General features: G+C 73.0%; 27 protein-coding genes. 11 read left to right on the top strand and 16 right to left on the bottom strand.

What is annotated here, in order from left to right; translation table 11 throughout:
* Positions 1 to 206 precede the first annotated feature (206 nt).
* The 9 genes from ACIQ1J_RS06855 to ACIQ1J_RS06815 form a co-directional block, all read right to left on the bottom strand.
* The gene (locus ACIQ1J_RS06855; protein WP_121748368.1) at positions 207 to 716 is read right to left on the bottom strand and encodes an amino-acid N-acetyltransferase; all 510 of its coding nucleotides are present in this window, start codon (positions 714 to 716) and stop codon (positions 207 to 209) included.
* 9 nt (positions 717 to 725) lie between these two features.
* Entirely contained in the window at positions 726 to 1136 is a 411-nt protein-coding gene (locus tag ACIQ1J_RS06850) for a BlaI/MecI/CopY family transcriptional regulator (protein ID WP_193776423.1), read from the bottom strand.
* A 130-nt stretch (positions 1137 to 1266) separates the two neighbouring features.
* Positions 1267 to 1446 (bottom strand): hypothetical protein, encoded by a 180-nt coding sequence (locus ACIQ1J_RS06845; RefSeq protein WP_279564289.1) that lies wholly within the window; start codon positions 1444 to 1446, stop codon positions 1267 to 1269.
* A gap of 23 nt (positions 1447 to 1469) precedes the next feature.
* Complete coding sequence (locus ACIQ1J_RS06840; protein ID WP_403554706.1) at positions 1470 to 2075, bottom strand: hypothetical protein; 606 nt, start codon at positions 2073 to 2075, stop codon at positions 1470 to 1472.
* A 337-nt stretch (positions 2076 to 2412) separates the two neighbouring features.
* Positions 2413 to 3210 carry a type III pantothenate kinase gene (locus ACIQ1J_RS06835; protein WP_121748364.1) on the bottom strand — a complete coding sequence of 266 codons (798 nt, stop codon included), beginning with the start codon at positions 3208 to 3210 and terminating at the stop codon, positions 2413 to 2415.
* 4 nt (positions 3211 to 3214) lie between these two features.
* Entirely contained in the window at positions 3215 to 4195 is a 981-nt protein-coding gene (gene nadC, locus ACIQ1J_RS06830; RefSeq protein ID WP_210962669.1) for a carboxylating nicotinate-nucleotide diphosphorylase, read from the bottom strand.
* Positions 4196 to 4200: 5 nt separating this feature from the next.
* Entirely contained in the window at positions 4201 to 5934 is a 1734-nt protein-coding gene (locus tag ACIQ1J_RS06825; protein ID WP_403554704.1) for an L-aspartate oxidase, read from the bottom strand.
* Positions 5931 to 6941: a pantoate--beta-alanine ligase gene (gene panC / locus ACIQ1J_RS06820; protein ID WP_403554702.1), complete on the bottom strand. Its 1011-nt coding sequence runs from the start codon at positions 6939 to 6941 to the stop codon at positions 5931 to 5933. The genes ACIQ1J_RS06825 and panC overlap by 4 nt, the downstream gene beginning before the upstream one ends.
* Positions 6938 to 8074: a Rossmann-like and DUF2520 domain-containing protein gene (locus ACIQ1J_RS06815; protein WP_403554700.1), complete on the bottom strand. Its 1137-nt coding sequence runs from the start codon at positions 8072 to 8074 to the stop codon at positions 6938 to 6940. The genes panC and ACIQ1J_RS06815 overlap by 4 nt, the downstream gene beginning before the upstream one ends.
* Before the next feature lie 211 nt (positions 8075 to 8285).
* Here ACIQ1J_RS06815 and ACIQ1J_RS06810 point away from each other — a divergent pair, with 211 nt between their 5' ends.
* Positions 8286 to 9482 carry a threonine aldolase family protein gene (locus tag ACIQ1J_RS06810; RefSeq protein ID WP_403554698.1) on the top strand — a complete coding sequence of 399 codons (1197 nt, stop codon included), beginning with the start codon at positions 8286 to 8288 and terminating at the stop codon, positions 9480 to 9482.
* Between the two features lie 410 nt (positions 9483 to 9892).
* Positions 9893 to 10999 (top strand): DUF5937 family protein, encoded by a 1107-nt coding sequence (locus tag ACIQ1J_RS06805; protein WP_403554696.1) that lies wholly within the window; start codon positions 9893 to 9895, stop codon positions 10997 to 10999.
* Between the two features lie 84 nt (positions 11000 to 11083).
* Here ACIQ1J_RS06805 and ACIQ1J_RS06800 read toward each other — a convergent pair whose 3' ends face one another.
* Together ACIQ1J_RS06800 and ACIQ1J_RS06795 are read right to left on the bottom strand one after the other, a co-directional pair.
* Positions 11084 to 11758 (bottom strand): response regulator, encoded by a 675-nt coding sequence (locus ACIQ1J_RS06800; protein ID WP_403554694.1) that lies wholly within the window; start codon positions 11756 to 11758, stop codon positions 11084 to 11086.
* Between the two features lie 69 nt (positions 11759 to 11827).
* Positions 11828 to 13030: a sensor histidine kinase gene (locus ACIQ1J_RS06795; RefSeq protein ID WP_403554692.1), complete on the bottom strand. Its 1203-nt coding sequence runs from the start codon at positions 13028 to 13030 to the stop codon at positions 11828 to 11830.
* Between the two features lie 118 nt (positions 13031 to 13148).
* Between ACIQ1J_RS06795 and ACIQ1J_RS06790 the strand changes: the two genes are divergently transcribed.
* The gene (locus tag ACIQ1J_RS06790; protein ID WP_403554690.1) at positions 13149 to 14240 is read left to right on the top strand and encodes an SAM-dependent methyltransferase; all 1092 of its coding nucleotides are present in this window, start codon (positions 13149 to 13151) and stop codon (positions 14238 to 14240) included.
* Here the strand turns inward: ACIQ1J_RS06790 and ACIQ1J_RS06785 are convergent.
* Positions 14205 to 15356, bottom strand: coding sequence for an NADH-quinone oxidoreductase subunit D (locus ACIQ1J_RS06785; protein WP_403554688.1), 1152 nt, complete (start codon positions 15354 to 15356; stop codon positions 14205 to 14207). The two genes, ACIQ1J_RS06790 and ACIQ1J_RS06785, sit on opposite strands and share 36 nt — an antisense overlap.
* A 31-nt stretch (positions 15357 to 15387) precedes the next feature.
* Between ACIQ1J_RS06785 and ACIQ1J_RS06780 the strand changes: the two genes are divergently transcribed.
* Both ACIQ1J_RS06780 and ACIQ1J_RS06775 read left to right on the top strand, forming a co-directional pair.
* Complete coding sequence (locus ACIQ1J_RS06780; protein WP_210962637.1) at positions 15388 to 15918, top strand: PH domain-containing protein; 531 nt, start codon at positions 15388 to 15390, stop codon at positions 15916 to 15918.
* A gap of 128 nt (positions 15919 to 16046) precedes the next feature.
* Positions 16047 to 17378, top strand: a complete 1332-nt coding sequence (locus tag ACIQ1J_RS06775; RefSeq protein ID WP_403554833.1) for a PH domain-containing protein — start codon at positions 16047 to 16049, stop codon at positions 17376 to 17378.
* A gap of 27 nt (positions 17379 to 17405) precedes the next feature.
* On the opposite strand, the gene ACIQ1J_RS06770 is transcribed toward ACIQ1J_RS06775, so the two are convergent.
* Together ACIQ1J_RS06770 and ACIQ1J_RS06765 are read right to left on the bottom strand one after the other, a co-directional pair.
* A complete protein-coding gene (locus tag ACIQ1J_RS06770) occupies positions 17406 to 18665 on the bottom strand; it encodes a hypothetical protein (protein ID WP_403554686.1) in 1260 nt (419 codons plus the stop codon).
* 113 nt (positions 18666 to 18778) lie between these two features.
* Positions 18779 to 19957, bottom strand: coding sequence for an alpha/beta hydrolase (locus ACIQ1J_RS06765; RefSeq protein ID WP_403554684.1), 1179 nt, complete (start codon positions 19955 to 19957; stop codon positions 18779 to 18781).
* A 217-nt stretch (positions 19958 to 20174) separates the two neighbouring features.
* Here ACIQ1J_RS06765 and ACIQ1J_RS06760 point away from each other — a divergent pair, with 217 nt between their 5' ends.
* The 6 genes from ACIQ1J_RS06760 to ACIQ1J_RS06735 all read left to right on the top strand — a co-directional run bounded on the left by ACIQ1J_RS06760 (position 20175) and on the right by ACIQ1J_RS06735 (position 25206).
* Positions 20175 to 21986 carry a phosphatidylglycerol lysyltransferase domain-containing protein gene (locus tag ACIQ1J_RS06760; protein ID WP_403554682.1) on the top strand — a complete coding sequence of 604 codons (1812 nt, stop codon included), beginning with the start codon at positions 20175 to 20177 and terminating at the stop codon, positions 21984 to 21986.
* An 86-nt stretch (positions 21987 to 22072) separates the two neighbouring features.
* Complete coding sequence (folP, locus tag ACIQ1J_RS06755; protein ID WP_403554680.1) at positions 22073 to 22963, top strand: dihydropteroate synthase; 891 nt, start codon at positions 22073 to 22075, stop codon at positions 22961 to 22963.
* The gene (locus ACIQ1J_RS06750; protein WP_403554679.1) at positions 22960 to 23454 is read left to right on the top strand and encodes a nuclear transport factor 2 family protein; all 495 of its coding nucleotides are present in this window, start codon (positions 22960 to 22962) and stop codon (positions 23452 to 23454) included. Before folP ends, ACIQ1J_RS06750 begins: the two co-directional genes overlap by 4 nt.
* Before the next feature lie 236 nt (positions 23455 to 23690).
* Complete coding sequence (folB, locus tag ACIQ1J_RS06745; RefSeq protein ID WP_310871989.1) at positions 23691 to 24050, top strand: dihydroneopterin aldolase; 360 nt, start codon at positions 23691 to 23693, stop codon at positions 24048 to 24050.
* Positions 24047 to 24658: a 2-amino-4-hydroxy-6-hydroxymethyldihydropteridine diphosphokinase gene (folK, locus tag ACIQ1J_RS06740; RefSeq protein WP_403554677.1), complete on the top strand. Its 612-nt coding sequence runs from the start codon at positions 24047 to 24049 to the stop codon at positions 24656 to 24658. Before folB ends, folK begins: the two co-directional genes overlap by 4 nt.
* Before the next feature lie 59 nt (positions 24659 to 24717).
* Positions 24718 to 25206: a DUF3180 domain-containing protein gene (locus tag ACIQ1J_RS06735; RefSeq protein ID WP_210962629.1), complete on the top strand. Its 489-nt coding sequence runs from the start codon at positions 24718 to 24720 to the stop codon at positions 25204 to 25206.
* Between the two features lie 10 nt (positions 25207 to 25216).
* Here ACIQ1J_RS06735 and ACIQ1J_RS06730 read toward each other — a convergent pair whose 3' ends face one another.
* Positions 25217 to 25492, bottom strand: coding sequence for a hypothetical protein (locus ACIQ1J_RS06730; RefSeq protein WP_403554675.1), 276 nt, complete (start codon positions 25490 to 25492; stop codon positions 25217 to 25219).
* Positions 25493 to 25640: 148 nt separating this feature from the next.
* Positions 25641 to 26246: a GTP cyclohydrolase I FolE gene (folE, locus tag ACIQ1J_RS06725; RefSeq protein ID WP_403554673.1), complete on the bottom strand. Its 606-nt coding sequence runs from the start codon at positions 26244 to 26246 to the stop codon at positions 25641 to 25643.
* Positions 26247 to 26372 lie beyond the last annotated feature (126 nt).

Below are 26372 nucleotides of genomic sequence, written 5' to 3'. Positions count from 1 at the left end.
ATATGCAGTACTGCAGTACGTCGGAAAGCAAACCGCTTTTGCCGGAAAAACACAAACCCTCGACGGAGACCGGCAGCTCGCCTCCGGGTCGAGAAGATGCGCGTTTCGGACATAGGGAACCCGCGAACGGTCCGTCGGTGGAATAAACCTGGCGAAGGGCTGCGAAGGACTGGGAAGAGCTACGGATGCCCGCCGTTGCCCGACGATCACAGATGCAGAAGCATCCGGCTGTTGCCCAAGGTGTTCGGTTTCACTCGTTCGAGACCCAGGAACTCCGCTACGCCCTCGTCATAGGAACGCAGCAGCTCCGCGTAGACATCGGTGTCGACGGGTGTCTCCCCGATCTCCACGAAGCCGTGCTTGCCGAAGAAGTCCACTTCGAAGGTCAGGCAGAATACGCGGCGAACACCGAGCCAGCGTGCCGTCTCCACCAACTTCTCCAGCAGCCGGTGACCGACGCCGTAGCCCTTCAGGCCCGGCTTCACCGCGAGAGTGCGTACTTCCGCGAGGTCTTCCCACATCACGTGCAGGGCGCCGCAGCCGACCACCTCGGCGTTGTCGTCCCGTTCCGCGACCCAGAACTCCTGGATGCTCTCGTAAAGCGTCACCATCGCTTTGTCGAGCAGGATGCGGTCACGGACGTACGTGTCGAGGAGCCGGCGCACGTCGGGGACATCGCTGGTGCGGGCCCGCCGGACGGTGATGGCTTTTGACATGTGGGGACGCTATCGCTCGCCCGCGTCCGGTACCGAGCCGGGGTTGGGCGCGGGGGTTTCCGGCCCCTGCACGATGCGGATGGCGTCTCTGAGCGCCTCGCGCTGTTCCTCGCTCATCATGCCGAAGAAGGCGATGAGGGCGGCGGTGGGGTTGTCGCTCTGGGACCAAGCGTCGTTCATCAGCGCGGCGGCGTAGGCGGCACGGGTGGAGACCGCCTCATATCGATAGGCCCGGCCTTCCGCCTCGCGGCGCACCCAGCCCTTCTGATGGAGATTGTCCAAAACGGTCATCACCGTGGTGTACGCGATGGACCGTTCCTGTTGCAGGTCTTCCAGGACTTCCCGAACGGTCACGGGGCGGTTCCACTTCCACACCCTCGTCATGACCGCGTCTTCGAGTTCTCCCAATGGGCGAGGCACGCTCTGAACGATAGTGGGAGATCCGGGCGACGGCGTGCCGGACGTGCGATTTTGCGAGCAAATGAGCACAAAAAGGGCGCACGACTCCTCGCGATGGGTGCGGGGAGCCGTGCGCGGGTGCGGGGCTCGGTCAGGCCTCGGGGTGGGCGGGCGCCTGACGGGCGCCCTCCGCTCGCGCGAGGGCGGCGTCGACGGCCGCGTCCTCCTTGGCCTTGTTGGCGCCACCCTGGGTCTTCACGATCACCCTGATCACGCCGATGAAGAACACGGCCATGACGGCCGGGGGCAGGAGCGCGGAGACGTAGTCCATGGAGCCAGGGTAGCCAGGCCGTGTCACCCGGCCACGAGGTGGTGCCGGGAGCCGGGGGCGGGCGGGGCCGGCCTGCGGCGCGGGAAGACCTCGCCCGGGGTGGGGACGGGGCGCTTCGGGGCGGCCGGGGCGGGGCGGGGGGCCGGTTTCTGGGCGGGCTTCCGCGCGGGTTCCTTGTCGGGCTGCCGACCGCCGGGGAGAGCGTGGAGGCGGGTACGAGCGGCCGGGAGGACGACTGTGGCCGCGCGGGTCACCGTGGCCGCCTTCGGCCCGCAGCGGGCCAGGAGAGCGGCCGCAGCGGGGTTGCCGCGCAGGGCTCCGAGGGCGGCGAGGTCGTCCGCGTCCGGGCGGTGCCCGGCGCCCAGCGCCTCGTCCAGGAGCGCGAGGTAACCGGTGACGGTGCCGGGGAGCGCGGCGCGGTACCGGGCGAGGTCGGCCACCAGGAAGGCGCGCAGCCTGGCGCTCTCCCGCATCGCCTCGTCGAGCGACTCTGCGAGGCGGAGGCAGTCCTGGGCCTCCTCCGCCGAGACGGGGCTGGGGTTCAGGGCGAGGGCGAGGGCGCGCCGGAGCACACGCAGCTCCTGAGCACCGAACGCCATACCGCCGCGGGATCCGTAGGGCGTGGGCATGCGGCGACGATACGCGCTAATCAGACAAACTCGGCATAGGGTGCGGGTGTGGCGTGGGCGGCCACTCGTATGCGGATACCGCCCCTCACCTCCCGGCCGCGGGCAGTCGTGCCTCCTCCAGTGCGTGCCGCTCCTGGGAGGTGCTTCCCGGGGCGGCAGGGGGTGAGCGGTGGCGGCACCTCCCGTTCGAGCGGAGCCGAGAGGGGGAGGCACCCCGCGGCGCGCCGAGAGAGGGAGGCACCCCGCGGCACCGGGCCGCGACGCCCACCCCGGCCCCACAGCGCCGGGCCGCGACGCCCACCCCGGCCCGCACCCGCGCCCATACCCACGCCGACAGCTACATGCGGGACACGTTCCGCTCGTACACCAGGCGGAGCCCCATCAGCGTCAGCCACGGCTCGTGTTCGTCGATGACCGAGGACTCGCCGAGGACCATCGGCGCCAGCCCGCCCGTCGCGATGACCGTGACCTCGTCGGGGTCGTCGGCCAGCTCGCGGGCCATGCGGTTGACCACCCCGTCGACCTGGCCGGCGAAGCCGTACACGATGCCGGACTGCATCGCCTCGACCGTGTTCTTGCCGATCACGCTCCGCGGCCGGGCCACCTCGATCTTGCGGAGCTGGGCGCCCTTGACGCCGAGCGCCTCGACCGAGATCTCGATACCCGGGGCGATGACCCCGCCGATGTACTCCCCGCGCGCGCTGACCGCGTCGAACGTCGTCGCCGTGCCGAAGTCCACGACGATCGCCGGGCCGCCGTAGAGCTCGACGGCCGCGACCGCGTTGATGATGCGGTCGGCGCCGACCTCCTTGGGGTGGTCGGTGAGGATCGGGACGCCCGTCTTCACGCCCGGTTCGACGAGGACCGCGGGGACGTCGCCGTAGTAGCGGCGGGTGACCTCGCGCAGTTCGTGCAGGACCGAGGGGACCGTCGCGCAGATGGCGATGCCGTCGATGCCGTCGCCCAGCTCGTCGCCGAGCAGCGGGTGCATGCCCATCAGGCCCTGGAGGAGGACCGCCAGCTCGTCGGCGGTGCGGCGCGAATCCGTGGAGATGCGCCAGTGTTCGACGATGTCCTCGCCGTCGAAGAGACCCAGGACGGTGTGCGTGTTGCCTACGTCGATCGTCAGCAGCATGGCTCTACTCCGCCGCTCGCAGGTCCAGGCCGATGTCCAGGATCGGGGAGCTGTGGGTGAGGGCGCCCACGGCGAGGTAGTCGACACCCGTGGCCGCGTACGCCTTGGCGTTGGTGAGGGTCAGGCGCCCCGAGGCCTCCAGGGCGGCCCGGCCGGCGACCAGGGCCACCGCTTCCTCGCACTCGTCCGGGGTGAAGTTGTCCAGGAGGATCAGGTCCGCGCCGGCGTCCACGACCTCGCGGAGCTGGTGCAGGGTGTCGACCTCGACCTCGATGGGGACGTCGGGGAAGCGCTCGCGGACGGCCCGGAAGGCCGCTGCCACGCCGCCGGCGGCCACCACGTGGTTGTCCTTGACCAGGGCGGCGTCCGAGAGGGACATGCGGTGGTTGACGCCGCCGCCGCAGCGGACCGCGAACTTCTCGAGGGAGCGCAGCCCGGGGGTCGTCTTGCGGGTGTCCCGGACCTTCGCCTTCGTGCCGTCCAGGACGTCCGCCCACGCGCGCGTGGCCGTGGCGATGCCCGACAGGCGGCACAGGAGGTTCAGCGCGCTGCGCTCGGCGGTGAGGAGGTCGCGGGTGCGGGTGGTGACGGAGAGGAGCTTCTGGCCGGCTTCCACGCGGTCGCCGTCCTCGACGTGGCGTTCCACCTCGAACTCGTCCGTGCAGACGACCGACATCACCGCCTCGGCGACCCGGAGACCGGCCACCACTCCCGCCTCACGCGCGGTGAAGTCGGCGGTGGCCACTGCGTCCTCGGGGATGGTCGCGACCGTCGTCACGTCCACGCCGCCCGCCAGGTCCTCCTGGATGGCGAGGTTCGCGAGGTCCTCGACCTCCACGGGGTCCAGGCCGGAGTCCAGCATCAGGGCCGCGAGCGCGGGGTCGAGGCCGCACTCCATGAAGGCGTCTTCGTCGGTGTCCGCGCCGCAGGCGCAGCCGTCGCCGCAGCCTCCGGTGGAGGCGAGGGGAAGGTCGGGGGTGTTCACTGCTGTCACTGCTCCTGGGGACGCTGCGCCGGCTGGGGGCCGTGGGTGGTCGGGGGGAATTCTGGCGTGTCCGTGGTGTGCACGGCGAGGGACCGGTCCGGGTTCAGGCGTACGACGATGTGGCGGCGCCACGTCGGGTCGTCGCGGTCCGCGTGGTCCTCGCGCCAGTGGCAGCCGCGGGTCTCCTCGCGCCGCGCCGCCGCGGCCACCAGGACGCGGGCCACGCAGAGGAGATTGGTGGCCTCCCAGGTGTCCACGCCCGGCTCGGACGTCTTGCCGTTCTCGTGCAGGGCTTCGCGGGCCTCGGTGTGGAGGTGGAGCAGCTGGTCCGCCGCCCGCGTGAGCGAGCCGGCCGAGCGCAGGACGCCGGCGCCGGCGGTCATGATCCGCTGGATGGTCAGGCGGGACTCGGGCGGGAGGAGCGGGTGCGCCGGGTTCGCGGGCTGTTGGAGGGGTGCGGGTACGCGCGCGCGGAGGGTGTCGTCCGCGTGGCCGGCGGCTATGTCCGCGGCGATGCGCTCGGCGTAGACCAGGCCCTCCAGGAGTGAGTTGGAGGCCAGGCGGTTGGCGCCGTGCACACCCGTGCAGGCGACCTCGCCGCACGCGTACAGGCCGGGGACCGTCGTACGGCCGCGGGCGTCGGTGCGGACGCCGCCGGAGGCGTAGTGGGCGGCCGGGGCCACCGGGATCGGCTCGGTGACCGGATCGATGCCGTGGGCGCGGCAGGCGGCGAGGATCGTGGGAAAGCGGTGCTCCCACATCTCCGCGCCGAAGTGGCGCGCGTCCAGGTACATGTGCTCGGCGTCCCGCTCCTGCATACGGCGCGTGATGCCCTTGGCGACGATGTCCCGGGGGGCGAGTTCCGCCAGTTCGTGCTGCCCCCGCATGAAGCGCACGCCGTCGGCGTCCACCAGGTGGGCGCCCTCGCCCCGTACCGCCTCCGAGACCAGGGGCTGCTGTCCCTCGGCGTCCGGACCGAGGAAGAGGACGGTGGGGTGGAACTGGACGAATTCGAGGTCGCTCACCTCGGCGCCCGCGCGGAGGGCGAGCGCGACGCCGTCGCCCGTGGAGACGGACGGGTTCGTCGTCGCCGAGAAGACCTGGCCCATGCCGCCGGTGGCGAGGACGACGGCGGGGGCGTGCACCGCTCCGACGCCGTCGTGCTGGCCCTCGCCCATGACGTGCAGGGTGACGCCGGCGGTGCGGCCGTCCGCGTCCGTGAGGAGGTCCAGGACGAGGGCGTTCTCGATCGTGCGCATCCCACGCGCGCGTACCGCCCCGACCAGGGCGCGGGAGATCTCCGCGCCCGTTGCGTCGCCACCCGCGTGGGCGATGCGGCGTCGGTGGTGGCCGCCCTCGCGGGTGAGGGCCAGGCCGCCCTCGGCGGACTCGTCGAAGTGCGCGCCGGTCTCGATGAGCCGCCGTACCGCGTCGGGGCCCTCGGTGACCAGGATGCGGACCGCCTCCTGGTCGCACAGCCCCGCGCCGGCGACCAGGGTGTCGTCCAGGTGCTGCTCGGGGGTGTCGCCCTCGCCGAGGGCCGCCGCGATGCCGCCCTGGGCCCAGCGGGTGGACCCGTCGTCGAGGCGGGCCTTGGTGACGACGACCGTGCGCAGACCGGCCGCCTCGCAGCGCAGGGCGGCGGTCAGGCCGGCGACGCCGGAGCCGACGACCACCACGTCCGCGGCGATGGCCCAGCCGGGTGCGGGTGCGTGCAGTCGTATGCCTGTGCTGGTCACGAGGCGGCTCCGAAGGTACCGAAGGTGAGGGGGACGTTGTCGATCAGCCGGGTCGCGCCGACCCGGGCGGCGACGGCGAGGACGGCCTCGCCGGTGTGGTCGTCGCCGATCTCGGTGAAGTCGGACGGGTCGACCAGGGCGAGGTAGTCCAGCTCCAGCGGCGGATCGGCGCGGGCCGCGTCGTCCAGCACCAGGCGGGCGGCGGCCCGGACGGCCGCGGCGCTGTCGGGAGCGGACGTGGCGACGGCGTGGGCGTCGGCCGCCGCACGGGACTCGCCCAGGGCGCTGAGCGCCTCGGCGCGCGCGTGGGTGGCGGGCACCTCGCGGGCACGCGCGCGCAGCGCCTCCTGGGCCGCGTGCCGGTCGAGGCCGGCGAACAGGGCCTGGGAGAGTGCGAGGGCGGTGCGGCGCTCCCGGGTCGACAAGTAGCGGTTGCGGCTGGACAGGGCCAGGCCGTCCTCCTCCCGCACGGTGGGGACGCCGACGATCTCCACGCCGAAGTTCAGGTCGCGGACCATGCGGCGGATCAGGGCGAGCTGCTGGGCGTCCTTCTGGCCGTAGAGGGCCAGGTCGGGGCGGGTGAGGTGGAGCAGCTTGGCGACGACGGTGAGCATGCCGTCGAAGTGGCCGGGGCGGGAGGCGCCCTCCAGGCGTTCGCCCATGGGGCCGGCTGTGACGCGCACCTGGGGTTCGCCGCCCGGGTAGACCTCGTCGACGGCGGGGGCGAAGACGGCGTCCGCGCCCGCCCGCCCGGCGATCCCCAGGTCGGCGTCCAGGGCGCGCGGGTAGCGGTCGAGATCCTCGCCGGCGCCGAACTGCAGCGGGTTGACGAAGACGGTGACGACGACCTCGCCGTCCGGGCCGACGAGGTCGCGGGCCGTGCGGACCAGGGTGGCGTGGCCCTCGTGCAGGGCGCCCATGGTCATCACGACGGCCCGGCGGCCGTGCCGCACGCGCGCGTGCAGCTCGTCGGCGGTGCGCAGCAGAGCCGGCGGGGTGGTGGTCATCGGTCGTCTCCCCCGGTGCCGTCGGTGCCGTCGGTGCCGTCACCGTTGTCGCTGCCGTCCGTGCCGGCGACGCGGTCGGTGCCGTCGGTGCCGGCGATGCCGTCCGTGCGGTCTTCCGGGGCCGGGCGGTCGCCGCCGTCCGTGCCGGCGATGCGGTCGGTGCCGTCGGTGCCGTCCGTGCGGTCTTCCGGGGCCGGGCGGTCGCCGCCGTCCGTGCCGTTGCCGCCGTCCGTGCCGTCGGCGAGCACCCCCAGCAGGTCCTCGGCCAGTTCGGCTTTCAGCAGACCGTGGTCCAGGGCCCGGTCGGCGGTCGCGCGGGCCATGGCCAGGTAGCCGGCGACGGCCTGCGGGGCGTGTGCGCGCAGTTCCACGATGTGCGCGGCGACCGTGCCCGCGTCCCCACGCGCGACGGGGCCGGTGAGGGCCGCGTCGCCGGAGCGCAGGGCGTTGTCGAGGGAGGCGCCCAGCAGCGGGCCGAGCATCCGGTCGGGGGCCTCGACGCCGGCCGTGCGCAACAGCTCCATGGACTGGGCGACCAGGGTGACCAGATGGTTGGCGCCCAGGGCGAGCGCGGCGTGGTACAGCGGGCGCTTGTCCTCGGCGATCCACTCCGGCTCGCCGCCCATCTCGATGACCAGGGCCTCGGCGGCCAGCCGCAGTTCCTCGGGCGCGGTGACGCCGAAGGAACAGCCGGCCAGGCGCTGGACGTCCACGGGGGTGCCGGTGAAGGTCATCGCAGGGTGCAGGGCCAGCGGCAGGGCGCCCGCCCGCAGCGCGGGATCCAGGACCCTCGCGCCGTACCGCCCGGAGGTGTGCGCGAGCAGCTGGCCCGGCCGCACCGCGCCGGTCTCGGCGAGCCCGGTCACCAGGCCGGGCAGGGCGTCGTCGGGGACCGTCAGCAGGACCAGCTCGGCGCGCTGGAGGACCTCCGCGGGCCGCATGAGCGGCACGTCGGGCAGGAGCGCGGCGGCACGCCGTCTGGAGGCGTCGGAGACACCGGAGACGGCCACCGGGCGGTGCCCGGCGAGCTGGAGGGACGCGGCGAGCGCGGGGCCCACGCGTCCGGCGCCGACGACGCCTACGGTGAGACGCGCGGGGCGGTCCCTGGGGTCTGGCTGTGGGGTTGTGTTCACGCGACGGCGGCCTTCCCGTTCCAGTCCGCTCGGGGTACCGGACGATTTCTCGTCATGTTAACGCGATTGGTCCGGGGGGCGTCCGGTCGTCCACAGGCTGTGGGTTTCCGTGCGACGACGGGGCACACACTCACGCGCGCGTGGAAACGCGTGACGGAACCCGTGGGAAACCGGGGTGCCCGCGCCGACGTCCGCGCGGCATGATCCCGGGATGACTGGTACGGCAGCAGGACAAGCGGAACCTACGGAATCGACCGAGGCGGCGAAACCGGCGGAGGACCGCGGCGCGCGGCTCCGGGAGCGGCGCGTGGCCGCCCATCGCGGCGCCCGGCGCACACTCGTCGGCCCGGGGTTCACGACCACCCTGCGCGAGCGGCTCGCCCTGCTGGACGGGGCGGCCGAGCTGTACGACCTCGACGAGCCGTCCGACATCTACGGCAACGGCATCGTGGAGGCCCTGGAGGAGAAGGTCGCCGCCCTGCTCGGCACCGAGGCCGCCGCCTTCTTCCCGACCGGCACCATGGCCCAGCAGGTGGCCCTGCGCTGCTGGGCCGGCCGCACCGGCGACCCGGTCGTCGCCCTGCACGGGCTCAGCCATCCCGAGATGCACGAGCGCGACGCCTTCAGCCGGGTCAGCGGGCTGCGCCCGGTGCGGGTGACCAGCGAGCCCCGGCTGCCGACCGCCGACGAGGTGCGCGACTTCGACGAGCCGTTCGGGGCGCTGATGCTGGAGCTGCCGCTCAGGGAGGCCGGTTTCGTGCTGCCCACCTGGGAGGAGCTCACCGAGGTCGTCGATGCCGCGCGGGAGCGCGACGCGGTGGTCCACTTCGACGGGGCCCGGCTGTGGGAGTCCACCGTCCACTTCGGCCGCCCACTGGAGGAGATCGCGGGTCTCGCGGACAGCGTGTACGTCTCGTTCTACAAGTCCCTCAAGGGCTACGGCGGCGCCGCCCTGGCCGGCCCCCGGACGCTGATCGAGGAGGCGAAGGCCTGGCGGCACCGGTACGGCGGCGCGGTGTTCCAGCAGTTCCCCACGGTGCTGTCGGCCCTGGCCGGCCTGGAGCGCGAGCTGCCCCGGCTGCCGGAGTACGTGGCCCACGCGCGCGTGGTGGCCGCCGCGCTGCGGGAGGGCTTCACGGCGGCAGGACTGCCGTGGGCGCGGGTGCACCCCGAGGAACCGCACACCCACGAGTTCCAGGTCTGGCTGCCGTACGACGCCGATGTGGTCGGCGAGGCCGCGGTGCGGCAGGGCGAGGAGACGGGGACCCTGCTCTTCTCCCGGGGCTGGGACACGCCCGGACCGGGACTCGCCGCCACCGAGGTCGGGGTGGACGCGGCGGGCCTGGACTGGACGGCCGACGAGGTGCAGGCGGCGGTCGCCGACTTCGTGGCCCGGCTGACGGGCTGAACGGCGGCGCGGCGGCGCGCCCGGCGGCCGCCCGCGTCAGCCGAGAGCCCGCGGCAACAGGGACCACCACCGGCGCAGGGCACGCGGCCGTGCGCCGGGCGGCCGGCGAGCACGGCCCGGAACCGGCGGCGGTCGCGCCACTCGCGCACTACCCGCCGGTCGTGGGTGCCGGGCGCGGGTGGCGCGGGCTCGCCGAGCTGCCGGGCACGGTAGGCGTCGAGGAGGTGCTGCTGCGTGATGCTCATGGGAATCGCCTTCCGGGAGGACGTACTGAGTGAGTGGAAGAGGGGCGGGCCCCGCGGCTGCCCCGGTGACTCCAGACTGCTCCGGCACGGCTCCGCGGTCGCGCCGATTGACGGCGGCGGTCAATCGACGGCGGCGTTGTCGGTGGCGGGGTGCACCATGAGGGCATGAGCGTGCGCATCGACATCGCGGGGCTGCGGCCGGAGAGGATCGCCGTCGTGCCCTCGCCCCTGGCCGAGCTGGGCATGGCGCTGCACGCGCTGTCCGAGCCGGGGCACCACCCGGGCCTGCAGGGCTGGGCGACGGGGGTGACCGCCCGGCTCGACTCCCATCTGGCCGACCGGATGTGCGAGGCCGACTTCCTGTGGCGGACGACTTTCTCGGACCTGTTCATGCCGTTCGCCGGCGTGCCGGGCCGCAGCACGCTGCCCGGCGCCACCCTCGCCGAGGACCTGGACCTGCTCGACAAGCTGTCCGACGATCAGTTCGTGGACGCGGCACTGGAGTTCACCTGCGCCCTGCCGTACAGCAGCGGTGGGCCCTCCGCGCTCGCGGACGCCGAGGCGCGCCGGCGCGCTCTGGACCTGGCCGCCGCGCGCGGACCGCAACAGCTGCGCTTCAGCGAGCGGCTGCTGGCCGATCCGCCGCTGATCCGCCGCTGGCTGCGGCAGTTCGCGCAGGACTGCGACGAGGCGTTCTTCGCGGAGGCGTGGTCGCGGCTGCGCCACCAGCTGGCGGCGGACGCCCGCCACAAGACGGACCTGCTGCACCGCAAGGGCCTCACCGAGGCGCTGGCCGCCGTGTCCCCGGCGGTCACGCTGGACGAGAGCGCCGCGCGGATCACGGTCGACAAGCTGGGCGACGGCCGTTCGGCGACGGCGGACGGCGGGCTCCTCCTCGTCCCGACGAGTCTGGGCTGGCCGCATCTGATGGTCCTGCACCGGCACGGCTGGCAGCCGGTGCTGCACTACCCCGTCGGCTCCCCCGAGCCGGCCTCGCCGCCGTCGGTCGAGCAGCTCACGCTGCGGATGACCGCGCTGTCCCACCCGGTCCGGATGCGGATCTGCCGCCATCTGGCCCGCAGCGCGTACACCACGAGCGAGCTGGCGCAGGCGCACGGCGTGACGGCCCCGGAGATATCCCGGCACCTGGGCGTGCTGAAGAAGGCCGGCCTGATCACCACCCGCCGCCGCGGGCGGTACGTCCTGCACCAACTGGACGTGACGGTGGTGGCCCGGCTGGGCAGCGACTTCCTGGAGGGCATACTCCGGTAGCCGCCGCGCGGCCGGTCGGGCGCCCGCCGCGGGGGCGTCAGCCCCGCCCCCGCCAGCCCTGCCCCCGTCAGCGCCTCGCCCCCGTCAGCCCTGCCCCCTGCCTGCACGCACCAGCCCGGTCTCGTAGGCGAGGACCACCACCTGCACCCGGTCCCGCAGGCCCAGCTTGGTCAGGATGCGGCCCACGTGCGTCTTCACGGTCGCCTCCGACAGCACGAGCCGGGCCGCGATCTCCCCGTTGGACAGACCTTGCGCGACCAGCACCATCACCTCGCGCTCCCGCCCGGTGAGCCGCTGGAGTTCCTTGTGCCGGGGCTCCTGACCGGTGGCCGGCAGCATCGGCGCGAACCGGTCCAGGAGCCGGCGCGTGGTCGAGGGGGCGACCACCGCGTCGCCGCTGTGCACGGAGCGGATGGCGGCGAGCAGCTCGCCCGGCGGCACGTCCTTGAGCATGAAGCCGGAGGCGCCCGCCTTCAGCGCCGAGAACGCGTACTCGTCGAGGTCGAAGGTGGTCAGGATGAGCACCTTCGGCGCGGCCGGGTCCACGCAGATCCGGCTGGTGGTCTCGACGCCGTCGAGCTTGGGCATGCGGACGTCCATCAGGACGACGTCCACGGCCGTCGAACGCAGCACCTGGAGGGCCTCGACGCCGTCGCCCGCCTCCGCGACGACCTCCATGTCCGGCTGGGCCGCCAGCACCATCCGGAACCCGGTGCGCAGCAGCACCTGGTCGTCGACGAGCATTACGCGGATCGCCATCGGCGCCTCTTCCTTACAGGCTTGCAGGCTTACAGGTGTAAACGCGGTACGTGCGTATGGGCGCGGGTGTCAGTGTGCCGGTTTCAGCGGCAGCAGCACGCTGATGCGGAACCCTCCGCCCTGTCTCGGCCCGGCGTCCAGGGTGCCGCCGACCATGCCGACCCGCTCGCGCATGCCGATCAGTCCGTGACCCTGGCCGTCGAAGCCGCCCTCCTCGTACAGCTCGTGCGGGGCGCCCTTGCCGTCGTCCTCGATGAGCAGCCCGAGCCCGTCGTCGAAGTAGACCAGGCGCACGCTCGCGCCCGCGTTGGGACCGCCGTGCTTGCGCGTGTTGGTCAGCGCCTCCTGCACGATGCGGTACGCGGTGAGCTCGAGGCCGCTGGGCAGCCGGCGCGCAGTGCCCTCCACCTTGAAGTCGACGGGCAGCCCGGAGCTGCGGCATTCCTCCACGAGGTCCTCGATCTGCTGGACGTCGGGCTGCGGGACGTACTCGCCGGCCTCCTGGTGCTCACCGGTGCGCAGCACGCCGAGCAGGCGGCGCATCTCCGCGAGGGCCTGTCGGCCGGTGGAGGAGATGGTCTCCAGCGCCTTCCTCGCCTGGTCGGGGGCGGCGTCCAGCACGTATGCGGCGCCGTCGGCCTGCACCACCATCACGGAGACGTTGTGCGCCACGACGTCGTGCAGCTCGCGCGCGATCCGGGCGCGTTCGGCGGCGACCGCGACCTTGGCCTGCGCCTCGCGCTCCTTCTCCAGCCGTGCGGCCCGTTCCTCCAACTGCGCGAAGTAGGCGCGGCGGGTGCGGATGGAGTCGCCGAGCACCCAGGCGAGGGCGAAGGGCACCGCCTGGAAAACCGTTATGGCGATGTTGCTGCCCATGCCCGCGTCCTCCATCGGCCAGCGGAGCTGGGCGACGGGGGCGGCGCACAGCCCCACGGCCAGCGCGGTCCGGGAGGCCCAGCGGGCGCCGGTCGCGGCCACGGTGTAGACGATCACCAGGAGGGCGAAGTCGGCCGGCATGGTCGACACGTCCAGCGCGAGCTGCCCCAGACCCAGCGCGACGGCCAGCAGCAGCATCTTCTCCGGCATCAGCCTGCGCAGCGCGATCACCACGCACAGCAGCAGGACGAAGGGGACGGTCAGCGCCGTCATGTCCGTCCCCCGGGCCTCCTCCTGGGGAGCCACGGACATGACGGAGATCCCGAGCAGGACGAGGGCCCAGAAGCAGTCGACCCCGATCGGGTGTCTGCGGAGGAAATCGTAGAGGCGCTGCACGTGACCCAGCGTAGGGAAGGGAGATAGGTGCAGGGGTCAACCGGAGGGCCGATCCGCATCGCCCGCGCATACTCCGCAAGGTGGAGGCTCCGCTCTCCTGTGCGCCTAGCCTGGCCGTGTGACACCAGGGATCAGAGGGGCTTCAGGGGCGCGGCGCGACTGGCGGGGCTGGAGGGAAGCGACGCAGGACGCCCTCTACGGACCGGCCGGTTTCTACCGCGGATCCGAGGGGCCCGCCGGGCACTTCCGGACGTCCGTGCACGCGTCGCCGCTGTTCGCCGGGGCCGTGGCGCGGCTGCTGTGCCGGGTCGACGAGGCGCTGGGGCGGCCCTCGTCGCTGGACTTCGTGGACATAGCGGCCGGGCGGGGCGAGTTGGTCACCGGGGTGCTCGCCGCGCTGCCCGCCGAGGTGGCCGCCCGCACGCGCGCGTACGCCGTCGAGGTGGCCGGCCGCCCCGAGGGGCTGGACCACCGGATCGAGTGGCTCGCCGAGCCGCCGGGCGGTGGGGTGACGGGACTGCTGTTCGCCAACGAGTGGCTGGACAACGTCCCGGTGGAGGTGGCGGAGGTGGACTCCGCGGGCGTGGCGCGGCGGGTGCTCGTGCGGGACGACGGAGCCGAACGGCTCGGGGAGCCGGTGGACGGGGCGGAGGCCGAGTGGCTGGCGCGGTGGTGGCCGCCGGCCGGTGACGAAGGACCGCGGGAGGGGCTGCGGGCCGAGATCGGGCTCCCCCGGGACTCCGCCTGGGCGTCCGCCGTGGCGGCCCTGGACGGCGGGCTGGCCGTGGCCGCCGACTACGCGCACACCAGGGACGCCCGCCCGCCGTTCGGGACGCTCACCGGCTTCCGGGAGGGGCGCCAGACGCCGCCGGTGCCGGACGGGTCGTGCGACATCACCGCGCATGTCGCGCTGGACGCGTGCGCGGCGGCCCACGCGGCGACGTGCGTTCCGGGGCGCACGCCCCCAGCTGCTCTGCTGCGCCCCCAGCGCGATGCCCTGCGCGCCCTGGGTGTCACGGGCGCACGCCCCCCGCTCGCGTTGGCCTCCACCGACCCGGCGGCCTACGTACGCGCCCTCGCGGGCGCCTCGGAGGCGGCGGAACTGCTGGCGCGCGGCGGACTGGGCGACTTCGTGTGGCTGCTCCAGCCGGTGGGGTCTCTCGACGCCGCCGCGCTACTTGTCGATGTCGCCGACCACGAAGAAGAGTGACCCGAGGATCGCCACCATGTCCGCGACCAGCGTCCCGGGCAACAGCTCCGCCAGCGCCTGGATGTTGTTGTACGAGGCCGAGCGCAGCTTCAGCCGGTACGGGGTCTTCTCGCCCTTGCTGACCAGGTAGTAGCCGTTGATGCCGAGCGGGTTCTCGGTCCACGCGTACGTGTGGCCCTCGGGCGCCTTCAGCACCTTCGGGAGCCGCTGGTTGATCGGCCCGGGCGCGAGCTCGGCCAGGCGGTCCAGGCAGGCGTCGGCGAGGTCGAGGGCGTTGTGGGTCTGCTCCAGGAGGCACTCGAAGCGGGCGAGGCAGTCGCCGTCGGTGCGGGTGACGACCTTCAGGGTGTCCTGGAGTTCGCCGTAGGCGAGGTACGGCTCGTCGCGGCGCAGGTCGAAGTCGACGCCGGAGGCGCGGGCGACCGGGCCGCTGACGCCGTAGGCGTGCACGGCCTCGGGCGACAGGGCGCCCACCCCGCGCGTACGCCCCCGGAAGATCTCGTTGCCGAGCACCAGGTCGTCGAAGACGTCCATGCGGGAGCGCACGGCGGCGACGGCGGCACGCGCGCGCGTGTGCCAGCCCGCCGGCAGGTCCTCCTTGAGGCCGCCGACGCGGTTGAACATGTAGTGCATGCGACCGCCGGAGACCTCCTCCATCACGTTCTGGAGGACCTCCCGCTCCCGGAAGGCGTAGAAGACCGGGGTGATGCCGCCCAGCTCCAGTGGGTACGACCCGAGGAACATCAGGTGGTTGAGCACCCGGTTCAGCTCCGCGAGGAGGGTCCGCGTCCACACCGCGCGCGTGGGGACCTCCATGCCGAGCATCCGCTCCACGGCGAGGACCACGCCCAGCTCGTTGGAGAACGCCGACAGCCAGTCGTGGCGGTTGGCGAGCACGATGATCTGACGGTAGTCGCGGGCCTCGAACAGCTTCTCCGCGCCGCGGTGCATATAGCCGATCACGGGCTCCGCGCTCGTGATGCGCTCACCGTCCAGGACGAGCCGCAGCCGCAGCACGCCGTGCGTGGACGGATGCTGGGGCCCGATGTTGAGCACCATGTCGGTGCTCTCCCCGGCACCGCCGATACCGACCGTGGTCTCCGTCGTAGGAGTCATGCGCACAGTGTCCCCTACGTACGCTTGCCCCATGGAGACGGGGAGCCCTGACGACACGGGCACGGCGGGGGCGACGGAGCCGACGGAGCCGGTGCGGGACCAGCCGGTGTGGACCGGCCTGCCGCCGGGGCTGCTACGCATGCGGCGACTGTTGCTGGTGGTGTGGCTGGGACTGCTGACGCTCGCCGCGGGTCTGCTGCCCGGGCTGTTCCTGGGCCCCTTCTGGGCGGCCCTGGCACTGCTGCCGGCGGCCCTGCTGGCGTGGGGCTGGGTGATGCTGGAGCGCAACTGGCGCTCCTGGCGTTACGCCGAGCGCGCCGACGACCTGCTGATCGGCCGGGGCGTGCTGTGGTGGGAGGAGACCGTCGTCCCGTACGGGCGGATGCAGCTGGTCGAGGTGACCTCGGGCCCGGTCGAGCGCCACTTCGGCCTGGCCAGTGTGCAGCTCCACACGGCCGCCGCGGCGACCGACGCGACCATCCCGGGCCTCGACCCGGCCGAGGCGGAACGCCTCCGCGACCGGCTCACCGAGCTGGGCGAGGCCCGATCGGCGGGGCTGTGACGACGCCCGGGGCGGAGAAGGGCCGGCCGGAGGCGCGGAAGGGCCCACCACCGGGGGCCGCAGACGCCGCGGCCGGGGCCGAGGACCGCTCGGGCGCCGGCGCGGACGTGAGCAAGGCCGAGGGCCGCTTGGGCGGGGACGAGAGCGGCGCCCCCGGCCGCGGGAACGGTGTCGTCGAGCGGCGCCTGCACCCCGTCACACCGTTGCGGCGGGCCTGGGCGCCGGTCGCCGTGGTCGTCGGTTGGGCCGTGCACGACCCCGACCAGGCGCAGCGCCAGCTGTCCCGGCTGACCACGACCACGCTCCTGATCGGGCTCGCCGTACTGATCCCGGCCGCAGCCCTGTACGGCTTCCTGACCTGGTGGTTCACCCACTTCGCGGTGACCGACGCCGAGCTGCGCATCCGTACCGGACTGGTGTTCCGGCGCACCGCGCACATCCGGCTCGAACGGATCCAGGCCGTCGACGTCACCCAGCCACTGCTCGCCCGTATCGCGGGGGTCGCCAAGCTGAAACTCGATGTCATAGGCACCGGCAAGAAGGACGAACTGGCCTTCCTGGGCGCCGACGAGGCACGCGCGCTGCGGGCCGAGCTGCTCGCACGCGCGGCCGGCCTCGCGCCCGAGACCGCGCACGAGGTCGGCGAGGCACCCTCCCGGCAACTGCTGCGCGTGCCGCCCGGCGTCCTCGCCGTCTCACTGCTGCTGACCGGCGCGACCTGGGGCACGCTGATCGCCGCCGTCGTCGTGCCGACACTGCTGTGGCTGGCCACCCACAACCTGTGGACGGTGCTGGCGACCGCCCTGCCCCTGCTGGGCGCCGCGGGTGCGAGCAGCGCGGGCCGGTTCGTCGGGGAGTACGACTGGACGGTGGCCGAGTCCCCGGACGGGCTCCGCCTCGACCACGGGCTGCTGGACCGCGCCCACGAGACCGTTCCGCCGGGCCGGGTGCAGACGGTGCGGATCGTGGAGCCGGTGCTGTGGCGGCGGCGCGGCTGGGTACGGGTGGAGCTGGACGTGGCCGGGTCGTCGAACTCCGTGCTGGTGCCGGTCGCCCCGCGCGAGATCGCCGAGTCGGTCGTCGCGCGCGTGCTGCCCGGCGTGACCGTGCCGACGGACGCGATGCTGTCGCGCGCACCCCGGCGGGCCGCGCGCTGCCGGCCGCTGTGGTGGCGCGGCTACGGACTCGCCGTCACCGACGCGGTCTTCGCCGCCCGGTACGGACTGCTGCGCCGCAGCCTGGCGCTGGTGCCGCACGCCAAGGTGCAGAGCGTCCGGCTCACGCAGGGGCCGTGGCAGCGGGCGCTGCGCCTGGCCGACGTGCGGGTGGACACGGGCGCGAACAAGACCGTGACCGCGCGACTGCGCGACGCCGACGAGGCGGCACGGCTGCTCCGGGCGCAGGCGGAACGCTCCCGTACCGGGCGGCGGGACGCACTGCCGGACCGGTGGATGGCCTGAGACCCCACCGGCTCTGACGAGGCGGCGTCAGGACACCGCGCTGCGCAGCTGCTGTACGTCGATCTGCTCGGTCTCGTCGTGGGCCGTCAGGTCGATCACCTGGCCCACACCGCGGGACTCCTCGCCGGCCGGCTTGAAGGCGGCCTCCGTCTCGGCCTTGTGCAGGGCGAGGGCCTCCTGGCCGACCACGTCGGCGAGGTCCTCGTTCTGGACGGCCTCCAGGGCCTCGGACGACGACGTCCCGTCCTCGGACTCGGCGTTCTTCGTGCCGAAGAAGTCGAAGCCGCCCTCGACCGCCGGACGCCGCGCGGGAGTCGCCGGTGCGACGGCCACCGCGGTCGGCACCGTGAAGTGGCCGGCGGTCCGCCGGGTGGCCTGGTTGGGCTGCGCGGGCCGCTCGTCGGGCTGGTCGGACTGGTCGGACCGGCCGGGCTCATCGGGCTGAGTGGTCGGGGAGGCGGCGACGGTGCGCTCGTGCCCGTCGACCGCCTCGGGCTGCCCCTGTGCCTCGTCCTCCCGCGCGGCCTCGGCCGCCTCCGCGCTCTCGCCGCCGCCGTTGCCGCCGCCGTCCCCGTCGTCGCCGCCGTCGGAGTCACCGCCGCCGTCGCGGTCGCCACCGTCCGGGGCGGCGGCCGGCCGGCCCTCGTCGAAGCGCGCCAGCGCCGCGTTCGCCCGCAGGAACAGCCGGGAACCCTCGGGAGAGAACACGGCGGGGGCCTCCTCGACCGCCTCGGTGGCCTCCTCGGTGGCCTCCTCGGTGGCCGCGGTGTCCTCGGCGGGCGTCTCCTCCACCGGCGCCGACCGTGCCGCCGGCAGCGCGGGCGCCTGCGGCACGGCCTCTGTCTCCAGCAGGCGGCGGCCTTCCAGCGCGGTGGCCCGCTCGGTCTCCGCCGTGGCGTAGCGCCGCAGCAGGGCGGCGTGCTCGTTGCGCAGTCCCGCCAGCTCCGTGCGCTTCGCCCGCAGCCGGTGCTCCAGCTTCACGCGCAGCTCGCGCGACTCCTCCAGGTCGGACTCCAGTTCGGCGACCCGTTCCTCGTAACGCCACTCGTCGCTCGCACGCGCGCGCGTGAGGTCGGCGACGCGCCTGCCGGCCTGCGCGTCCCAGTGACGCATGACGACCGCACCGACGACGGCCGTCACCGCGGCGGCCGCGGCCAGCAAGCGCACGACCATCGCTTCGCTGAACACCCATGGGCCGACGGCACAGACGACGGAGACGCCGGCGATCGCCGACGGAGGAAGCAGCCTGTGCAGGGGCGGGGAATGGCGGTGACGTCCACGTGGCATGGCCAGAAACTTACCGCGCGTAGGCGAATCTTGGCGCCCCGCCCCGTAAAAACACAGCCATCTCCGACGCTTTCACACGGCATCAGGAATCCACATGCCCGACGGCGGGCGAATTACTTCAAGATCATTTCCGGCGTTCGCACGTCACCGCCCGACGGGCCGTCCGTCGGCCCCCCGTCGAGCCGCTCGCCGAGCCACTCCAGGGTCGCGGGAATCTCGCGCCGCCACGTATTGAAGTTGTGCCCGCCGCTTTCCAGGATGATCGACGAGATCCGCGTCGGCTTCCTGTCCTTCACCCGCTCAATGAACTCCAGCGTGTCCTTGTAGTTCGTCTCGCCGGACCTGCTGCTGGTGACGAGCAGTGAAGTGTCGGGCGCGGGCATGTTCTTGAGGTACCACCACAGGTCGGCCCGGTTCTTCCGTCCCCTGTCGCCCTGGAAGAGGTCCCCCGTGGTGGGATCGCTGGGCGCGTCGTAGTAGGCGGAGAGCCCGGCCCCCGCGCCGTACACCTCGGGATGGTGCATGGCGAGCTTCAGGGCGCAGTAGCCGCCGGTCGAGTTGCCGACGACACCCCAGCCGCCCGGCCCGCGGTCCACGCGGTAGTGGGACCTCACGGCCTCGGGCAGGTCCTTGGCGAAGAACGACTCCGTCTGCGGGCCGCCCGGGACGTCCACGCACTCCGTGTCGCGCGGCGGCGCCACCGTGGGCCGCAGCATCACCAGGATCATCGGCCGCATCCGGCCCGCCTCGGCCAGGTCGAACGCCGTACGCGGGTAGTGGAGCTTGTCCACCAGCGCCGACGCGGTCCCCGGATAGCCGGTCAGGACGACGGCCGCGGGGAACGTACGGGCGCGGTGCCGCGCCTGGAAGTACTCCGGCGGCAGGTACACGTACGCGGGCGACGCGATCCGCGTCGTACGGCCGACGACCCGTATCTCCTGGATCAGGCCGCCGGCCTCCGGCCACGCCCCGCCCGCCCGGCCGACCCGCCGGTCGCCGACGACCTGAAGCGGGCCGCCGGCTTCGTCGGCCGAGTGGTCGACGACCACGCCCCGGCCGTCCTCCCGGCCGAACAGGTCGGCCCAGCTGCCGTAGAACCCGAAGGACTGGTTGGCCACCAGCCCCACCGCGGCGAAGACCGCCAGCTGGGTGGCGAACAGCAGTCCCACCCGCCCGAGGACTGTCCGCCAGGTACGCCGGGCCAGCCGCGGCCACAGCCACACCGTGCCGGCGAACAGCAGCACGCCGGACAGGACCGCCAGCGCCAGCACCTTGTTGCTCGTGAGACCCATGCGTTGCTACCTGCCTGCGCTTTCCATGCGTCCGTTCGGGCCGTCCGCCCGGACCGCCACCCCCGCGCACCCTCCGGGGTTTGTGAAGTCGGGAGTGAACCTCTCCCGGCAAGACACCGTCCTAGAGGGCGCAATGTCGCCGGATGCCCGAATCGGGCCCGGATCCACGGTCTCTCGCAGAACTACGGGTGCGATGTCTGTCAGGACAGATGAGGAAATGTCGGGTGGGGTTCCGACGAAGCCCACGAGCGTGCGCCGGGTGCTGCGCGGCCCCCGCCCGGAGACCGTGCCCCTCCTCGTCGGCCGCGCCTGCGCGCTCGTGGGCCTGCTGGACATCGCCGCCGGCGTCTTCCCGCGGTTCCGGCACAGCCGCATGCACGCCCTCGCCGAGGTACTGCCCGGCGCGTTCGGCCCGTTCGCGGCGGCACTCTCGCTCAGTGCCGGAGTGCTGTTGCTGCTGCTCGCCCACGGACTCAAGCGCCGTAAACGCCGGGCGTGGCGGGCCGCCGTGGCCCTGCTGCCGCTCGGCGCCGTCGCGCAGTTCACCTACCGGCACTCCGTCATCGGAATGCTGATCTCCCTCGCACTGCTCCTGCCCCTGCTGCGGCACCGGGATCAGTTCGCGGCGCTGCCCGACCCGCGCAGCCGGTGGCGGGCGCTCGCCAACTTCGTACTCATGGGCGCCGGTTCCCTCGTCCTCGGCCTCGTCGTCGTCAACGCCCACCCGCACCGCATGGTCGGCGACCCGAGCCTGGCCGACCGCCTCACCCACGTGCTGTACGGCCTGTTCGGCGTCGAGGGCCCGGTCGACTACCGGGGCGACACCTCCTGGACGGTCGCGTTCTCCCTGGGCGCCCTCGGCCTGCTCACCGCCATCACCACCAGCTACCTGGCCTTCCGCCCCGAACACCCCGCCGCCCGCCTCACCGAGGACGACGAGGCCCGCCTGCGGGCCCTGCTGGCCAGGCACGGCGGCCGCGACTCCCTCGGCCACTTCGCGCTGCGCCGGGACAAGGCCGTCGTCTTCTCCCCCAGCGGCAAGGCGGCGGTGACGTACCGCGTCGTCTCCGGCGTGATGCTGGCCAGCGGCGACCCGATCGGCGACGTCGAGGCCTGGCCCGGCGCCATCGAACGCTTCATGGACGAGGCCCGCGCCCACTCCTGGACGCCCGCCGTCATGGGCTGCTCCGAGACCGGCGGCGAGGTGTGGACCCGCGAGACCGGGCTGGACGCCCTCGAACTGGGCGACGAGGCGGTGGTGGACGTCGCGGATTTCTCCCTGGCCGGCCGCGCGATGCGCAATGTGCGCCAGATGGTCAAGCGCATCGAGCGCGCCGGTTACGAGACCCGGGTACGGCGCGTGGCTGACCTCGGCGGCGCGGAACTGGACCGAGTCCGCCGCGCCGCCGACGACTGGCGCGGCACCGACACCGAGCGGGGCTTCTCCATGGCGCTGGGCCGCATCGGCGACCCCTCCGACGGGGACTGCCTGATAGCCACCGCGCACAAGCAGGAGGCCGAGCCCGGCGAGTACGGCGACCTGAAGGCGATCCTGCACTTCGTGCCGTGGGGCACCGACGGGGTGTCGCTCGACCTGATGCGCCGCGACCGCTCGGCCGACCCCGGCATGAACGAGCTGCTGATCGTGGCCGCGCTCCAGGCCGCGCCGAAGCTCGGGATCGCGCGGGTCTCGCTGAACTTCGCCATGTTCCGCGCGGCACTCGCCCGGGGCGAGAAGATCGGCGCGGGGCCGGTGCTGCGGGCCTGGCGCGGACTGCTGGTGTTCCTCTCCCGGTGGTTCCAGATCGAGTCCCTGTACAGGTTCAACGCCAAGTTCCGCCCCCGGTGGGAACCCCGTTTCGTGGTGTACCGCGCCTCCGCCGACCTGCCCCGGATCGGCTTCGCCGCCATGCAGGCCGAGGGCTTCGTCACCCTCGCCCCGCCCCTGCCCCGCTTCCTGCGCCGCCGCACCACCACGCGCCGCCCGTGCGCCCACCGGGTGGCGGAGCAGGGCGCACGGGCGGCGTGAGGGATCCACGTGCGGAAAGCGGTGCCCCGCCCCGCACGGCCGGACCGCGCGGGAAGACCGCCACCTGCGGGGCCTACGCTGAACACATGAGCAAGCAGACCGGCCGCCGCCACCTGGCGGGACTGACCGCATGGGACCGCTGCGCGGTCATGGGGGTCGTCAACGTCACCCCCGACTCCTTCTCCGACGGCGGCCGCTTCTTCGACACCACGGCCGCCATCAAGCACGGCCTCGACCTGGTCGCCGAGGGTGCCGACCTGGTGGACGTCGGCGGCGAGTCCACCCGTCCCGGCGCGACCCGCGTCGACGAGGACGAGGAGCTCAGGCGCGTGGTCCCGGTCGTGCGCGGCCTGGCCTCCGAGGGCGTCACGATCTCCGTCGACACGATGCGCGCCTCGGTCGCCGAGCAGGCCCTCGCGGCGGGCGCCGCCCTGGTCAACGACGTCAGCGGCGGCCTCGCCGACCCCCGGATGATCCCGGTCGTCGCCGACGCCGACGCCCCCTTCGTCGTCATGCACTGGCGCGGCCTCCTGGCGGGCGGCAACGTCAGGGGCAGCTACGAGGACGTCGTCGCCGAGGTCGTGGACGAGCTGCACGCGCGCGTGGCGGCGGTCGTCGAGGGCGGCGTCTCGCCCGACCGCGTCGTCGTCGACCCGGGGCTCGGCTTCTCCAAGGACGCCGAGCACGACCTGGTGCTGCTGGCCCACCTCGACCGCCTCCACGGCCTGGGCCGCCCGCTGCTCGTCGCCGCTTCCCGCAAGCGTTTCCTCGGCCGGGTCCTCGCCGGACCGGGGGCCTCCCCGCCGCCCGCGCGCGAGCGCGACGCGGCCACCGCCGCCGTGTCCGCCCTCGCGGCGCACGCCGGCGCGTGGGCCGTACGCGTGCACGAGGTACGCGCCACCGCCGACGCCGTACGGGTCGCGCGCGCCGTCGAAGGGGCCCGGACGGCGGGCAGAGGCCCGGAAGGAGCCCGGTGAACGCGCCGCACATCGACGTGGAGCAGGTCGAGGCCGCCAACACCGCCTTCTACGAAGCGCTGGAGCAGGGCGATTTCGAGAAGGTGTCCGAGTTCTGGCTCACCCCGTCCGACCTGGGCGTCGACGAGTCGTACCACGACCCGGCCGACGCCGGCGTGGTCTCCTGCGTGCACCCCGGCTGGCCGGTGCTCACCGGCCGCGGCGAGGTGCTGCGCTCCTACGCGCTGATCATGGCGAACACCGACTACATCCAGTTCTTCCTCACCGACGTGCACGTCTCCGTGACCGGCGACACCGCCCTGGTGACCTGCACCGAGAACATCCTCAGCGGCGGCCCCGCCCCCGAGGGCGGCGACGAGCTCGGCCCACTCGTGGGCCAGCTCGTGGTCGCCACCAACGCGTTCCGGCGCACGCCCTCCGGCTGGAAACTCTGGTCGCACCACGCCTCCCCCGTGATGGCCGGGACGGAGGGCGAGGAGACACCTTCCTGACCCGGGGGAACCAAGAAGTGGTTGGAATCACGGACCGGCGGGTATGGGCGGCTACCAACCCGTGATCCACCGGGACCGCCAGGGCAAACGCACGGTGAAACCTCCTGGCCTCCACCCGGCCCCACGCCCCCGTGGCCCGGCACTGCCGGTGCCCGCGGGTAGATTCGACTGAGGTCGGCGTACCGCCCGCACGCGGTGCGCACCGGCCGAGACCGACGACTGCAGGAGTGATTCGCGTGGATCGTGTCGCGCTGCGCGGCCTCAAGGCCCGCGGGCACCACGGTGTGTTCCCCAAGGAGCGCGAGGACGGCCAGACCTTCCTCGTGGACATCGTCCTGGGCCTGGACACCCGACCGGCCGCGGCCGACGACGACCTGGCGAAGACCGTGCACTACGGCATCGTGGCCGAGGAGGTCGTGGCCGTGGTCGAGGGCGAGCCCGTCAACCTGGTCGAGACGCTCGCCGAGCGCATCGCCCAGGTCTGCCTGAAACACGAAGGGGTCGAGGAGGTCGAGGTCTGCGTCCACAAGCCGGACGCTCCGATCACCGTTCCCTTCAACGACGTGACCGTCACCATCATCCGGAGCCGTGTATGAGCACCCCCTTCACCAGGGGTCCCAGCGACCCGACCGTACAGCCGGTGCCCGCCTCCGTCATCGAGCAGGTCGACGCCGCCGACACCACGCTGTCCAACCCCAAGCGCGCGGTGATCGCCCTCGGCGCCAACCTCGGCAACCGCCTGGAGACCCTCCAGGGCGCCATCGACGCGCTGGAGGACACCCCGGGCGTGCGGGTCAAAGGGGTCTCGCCGGTGTACGAGACGGAGCCGTGGGGCGTCGACCCCGACAGCCAGCCGTCGTACTTCAACGCGGTCGTGATCCTCAAGACCACCCTGCCCCCGTCCTCCCTGCTGGAGCGGGCGCACGCCGTGGAGGAGGCCTTCCACCGCGTCCGCGACGAGCGCTGGGGCCCGCGCACCCTCGACGTCGACATCGTCGCCTACGCCGAGGTCGTCTCCGACGACCCGCACCTGACCCTGCCCCACCCGCGCGCCCACGAACGCGCTTTCGTGCTCGCCCCCTGGCACGACGTGGACCCCGGGGCCCAGCTGCCGGGACACGGCCCGGTCGCCGACCTCCTGGCCTCCGTCACCAGGGACGGCATCGCGCCCCGCGCCGACCTGGAACTCCGGCTGCCCGAGTAGTCGTTAAGGTCGACAGGGTCGGACGCCACGCAGGGGAACCGAAGGGACACCGGGACACCGTGGAAGAGTTGCGCATCAGGGTGCTGGCCGGCGTGTTCGTCGTGGCCGGGATTCTGTCCTGGGCGGGCGCCCGTCTGTGGAACTCGATCGGGACTCTGCCGAGCGTCCCCCTGGCCGCCCCCGTCGTACTCGCGCTGATCGCCGTGATCCTGCTGGCGACGGCCCTGTCGATCCGCGCCCGTCTGAAGGCCCAGCGGGACCGTGTCCCGGACGCCAAGGGCGTCGACCCGATGATGGCGGCCCGTGCGGTCGTCTTCGGCCAGGCCAGCGCCCTGGTGGCCGCCCTCGTCGCCGGTATGTACGGCGGCATGGGCGTATTCCTGCTGGAGTACCTCGACATCCCGGCCCGCCGCGACCAGGCCATCTACGCCGGCTTCTCGGTCGTGGCGGGCATCGGCGTGATAGCGGCCGCGATCTTCCTGGAGCGCGTCTGCAAGCTTCCGGAGGATGACGAACACGACGGCACCGGGGCGGCGCCGACCGTGTGACATGTACGGCTTACCAGGGCTGTCGGACCAGGTCTCCGTTGACCAGGAATCCGGGATGTGGGCCGAGGCGGTGGCTGTAGAGGGTGAACGGCTTGCTCACGGAGGTCCGCAACCGCACCTCGTGGACCCGGATCCAGCAGGACTCTCGGAGTTGCAGGGGGCGCCGCTCGGCTTTGAACGTGTCTCGCGAGGTCCAACTGTCGACCACGACCAGATGTGAGGCCAGTCCGTTGACCCGCGGAGTGAACCGTGCACCCACCCCCTGCGCCAGCTCCGACGGTCCCATCCGCGCAATTGGACGTTCCGCGCCTGTAAGCGCCCCTCGACAGCGTTCACCGTCTGCTTGCCGGGCAGTCCGTACCCCACCGCGAGCCCCCTTGACCAGCGATCAACTCACTGATCAAGGACGGTACCGGGCATCACTGACAATCGCGTCAACGTGCCAGTATCAGGCTCATTGCCTCGGCTCGGGTCGTAGCATCCCGAAGCTGACCGCGCACCGCCGACGTCGTGGTCTTGGCACCCGGCTTACGAACCCCGCGCACCGACATGCACATGTGCTCGGCCTCGATGACGACGATTACGCCACGGGCCTCGAGGATCCGCATGAGCGAGTCGGCGACCTGCGTGGTGAGTCGTTCCTGCACCTGCAGACGACGGGCGAAGACCTCAACCAGCCGCGCCAGCTTCGACAGACCTGTGATCTTGCCGCTCTCTGCCGGAATGTACCCAATGTGGGCTACACCATGAAACGGCAGCATGTGATGCTCGCACAGACTGACGATTTCGATGTCTTTTACCAGGACCATCTCGTCATGCCCGATGTCGAACGACGTGGTCAGTACTTCCTCGGGCTCCTGCGTATGTCCCGCCAGGAGTTCCCGATACGCCCGCGCCACGCGCGCCGGCGTCTCCCTGAGACCCTCGCGGTCCGGGTCCTCGCCGACCGCGATCAGCAGTTCGCGTACGGCGTTCTCGGCCCGCTTCTCGTCGAACTCGCCGATCTGGCCCTCGCCGTCCAGCGTCACGGGGTCGGTCATCTGGTGCCTCGTTCCTGTCCTGTACTGCAGTCGGCATACATTCCGGGCCTGGTGGGGCTGCCGGGAGTGGCTGGGTCAGCTCTCCGGGCGTTCCTCCGGGGCTCGTTCCGGAGCCGGGGCCGGCTC

The sequence above is a fragment of the Streptomyces sp. NPDC097107 genome (genome assembly GCF_044762405.1).
GTDB classification, from domain to species: domain Bacteria; phylum Actinomycetota; class Actinomycetes; order Streptomycetales; family Streptomycetaceae; genus Streptomyces; species Streptomyces thinghirensis.
This window is presented reverse-complemented; position numbering and strand designations above follow the sequence as displayed.

Excerpts from the sequence above, each read along its gene's own strand:
- ACIQ1J_RS06855 (WP_121748368.1), bottom strand. The coding sequence starts at position 716 with ATGTCAAAAGCCATCACCGTCCGGCGGGCCCGCACCAGCGATGTCCCC.
- ACIQ1J_RS06845 (WP_279564289.1), bottom strand. The coding sequence starts at position 1,446 with ATGGACTACGTCTCCGCGCTCCTGCCCCCGGCCGTCATGGCCGTGTTC.
- ACIQ1J_RS06840 (WP_403554706.1), bottom strand. The coding sequence starts at position 2,075 with ATGCCCACGCCCTACGGATCCCGCGGCGGTATGGCGTTCGGTGCTCAG.
- ACIQ1J_RS06835 (WP_121748364.1), bottom strand. The coding sequence starts at position 3,210 with ATGCTGCTGACGATCGACGTAGGCAACACGCACACCGTCCTGGGTCTC.
- panC (WP_403554702.1), bottom strand. The coding sequence starts at position 6,941 with ATGACCACCACCCCGCCGGCTCTGCTGCGCACCGCCGACGAGCTGCAC.
- ACIQ1J_RS06810 (WP_403554698.1), top strand. The coding sequence starts at position 8,286 with ATGACTGGTACGGCAGCAGGACAAGCGGAACCTACGGAATCGACCGAG.
- ACIQ1J_RS06805 (WP_403554696.1), top strand. The coding sequence starts at position 9,893 with ATGAGCGTGCGCATCGACATCGCGGGGCTGCGGCCGGAGAGGATCGCC.
- ACIQ1J_RS06800 (WP_403554694.1), bottom strand. The coding sequence starts at position 11,758 with ATGGCGATCCGCGTAATGCTCGTCGACGACCAGGTGCTGCTGCGCACC.
- ACIQ1J_RS06785 (WP_403554688.1), bottom strand. The coding sequence starts at position 15,356 with ATGACTCCTACGACGGAGACCACGGTCGGTATCGGCGGTGCCGGGGAG.
- ACIQ1J_RS06780 (WP_210962637.1), top strand. The coding sequence starts at position 15,388 with ATGGAGACGGGGAGCCCTGACGACACGGGCACGGCGGGGGCGACGGAG.
- ACIQ1J_RS06770 (WP_403554686.1), bottom strand. The coding sequence starts at position 18,665 with ATGCCACGTGGACGTCACCGCCATTCCCCGCCCCTGCACAGGCTGCTT.
- ACIQ1J_RS06765 (WP_403554684.1), bottom strand. The coding sequence starts at position 19,957 with ATGGGTCTCACGAGCAACAAGGTGCTGGCGCTGGCGGTCCTGTCCGGC.
- ACIQ1J_RS06760 (WP_403554682.1), top strand. The coding sequence starts at position 20,175 with ATGTCGGGTGGGGTTCCGACGAAGCCCACGAGCGTGCGCCGGGTGCTG.
- folP (WP_403554680.1), top strand. The coding sequence starts at position 22,073 with ATGAGCAAGCAGACCGGCCGCCGCCACCTGGCGGGACTGACCGCATGG.
- folK (WP_403554677.1), top strand. The coding sequence starts at position 24,047 with ATGAGCACCCCCTTCACCAGGGGTCCCAGCGACCCGACCGTACAGCCG.
- ACIQ1J_RS06730 (WP_403554675.1), bottom strand. The coding sequence starts at position 25,492 with ATGGGACCGTCGGAGCTGGCGCAGGGGGTGGGTGCACGGTTCACTCCG.
- folE (WP_403554673.1), bottom strand. The coding sequence starts at position 26,246 with ATGACCGACCCCGTGACGCTGGACGGCGAGGGCCAGATCGGCGAGTTC.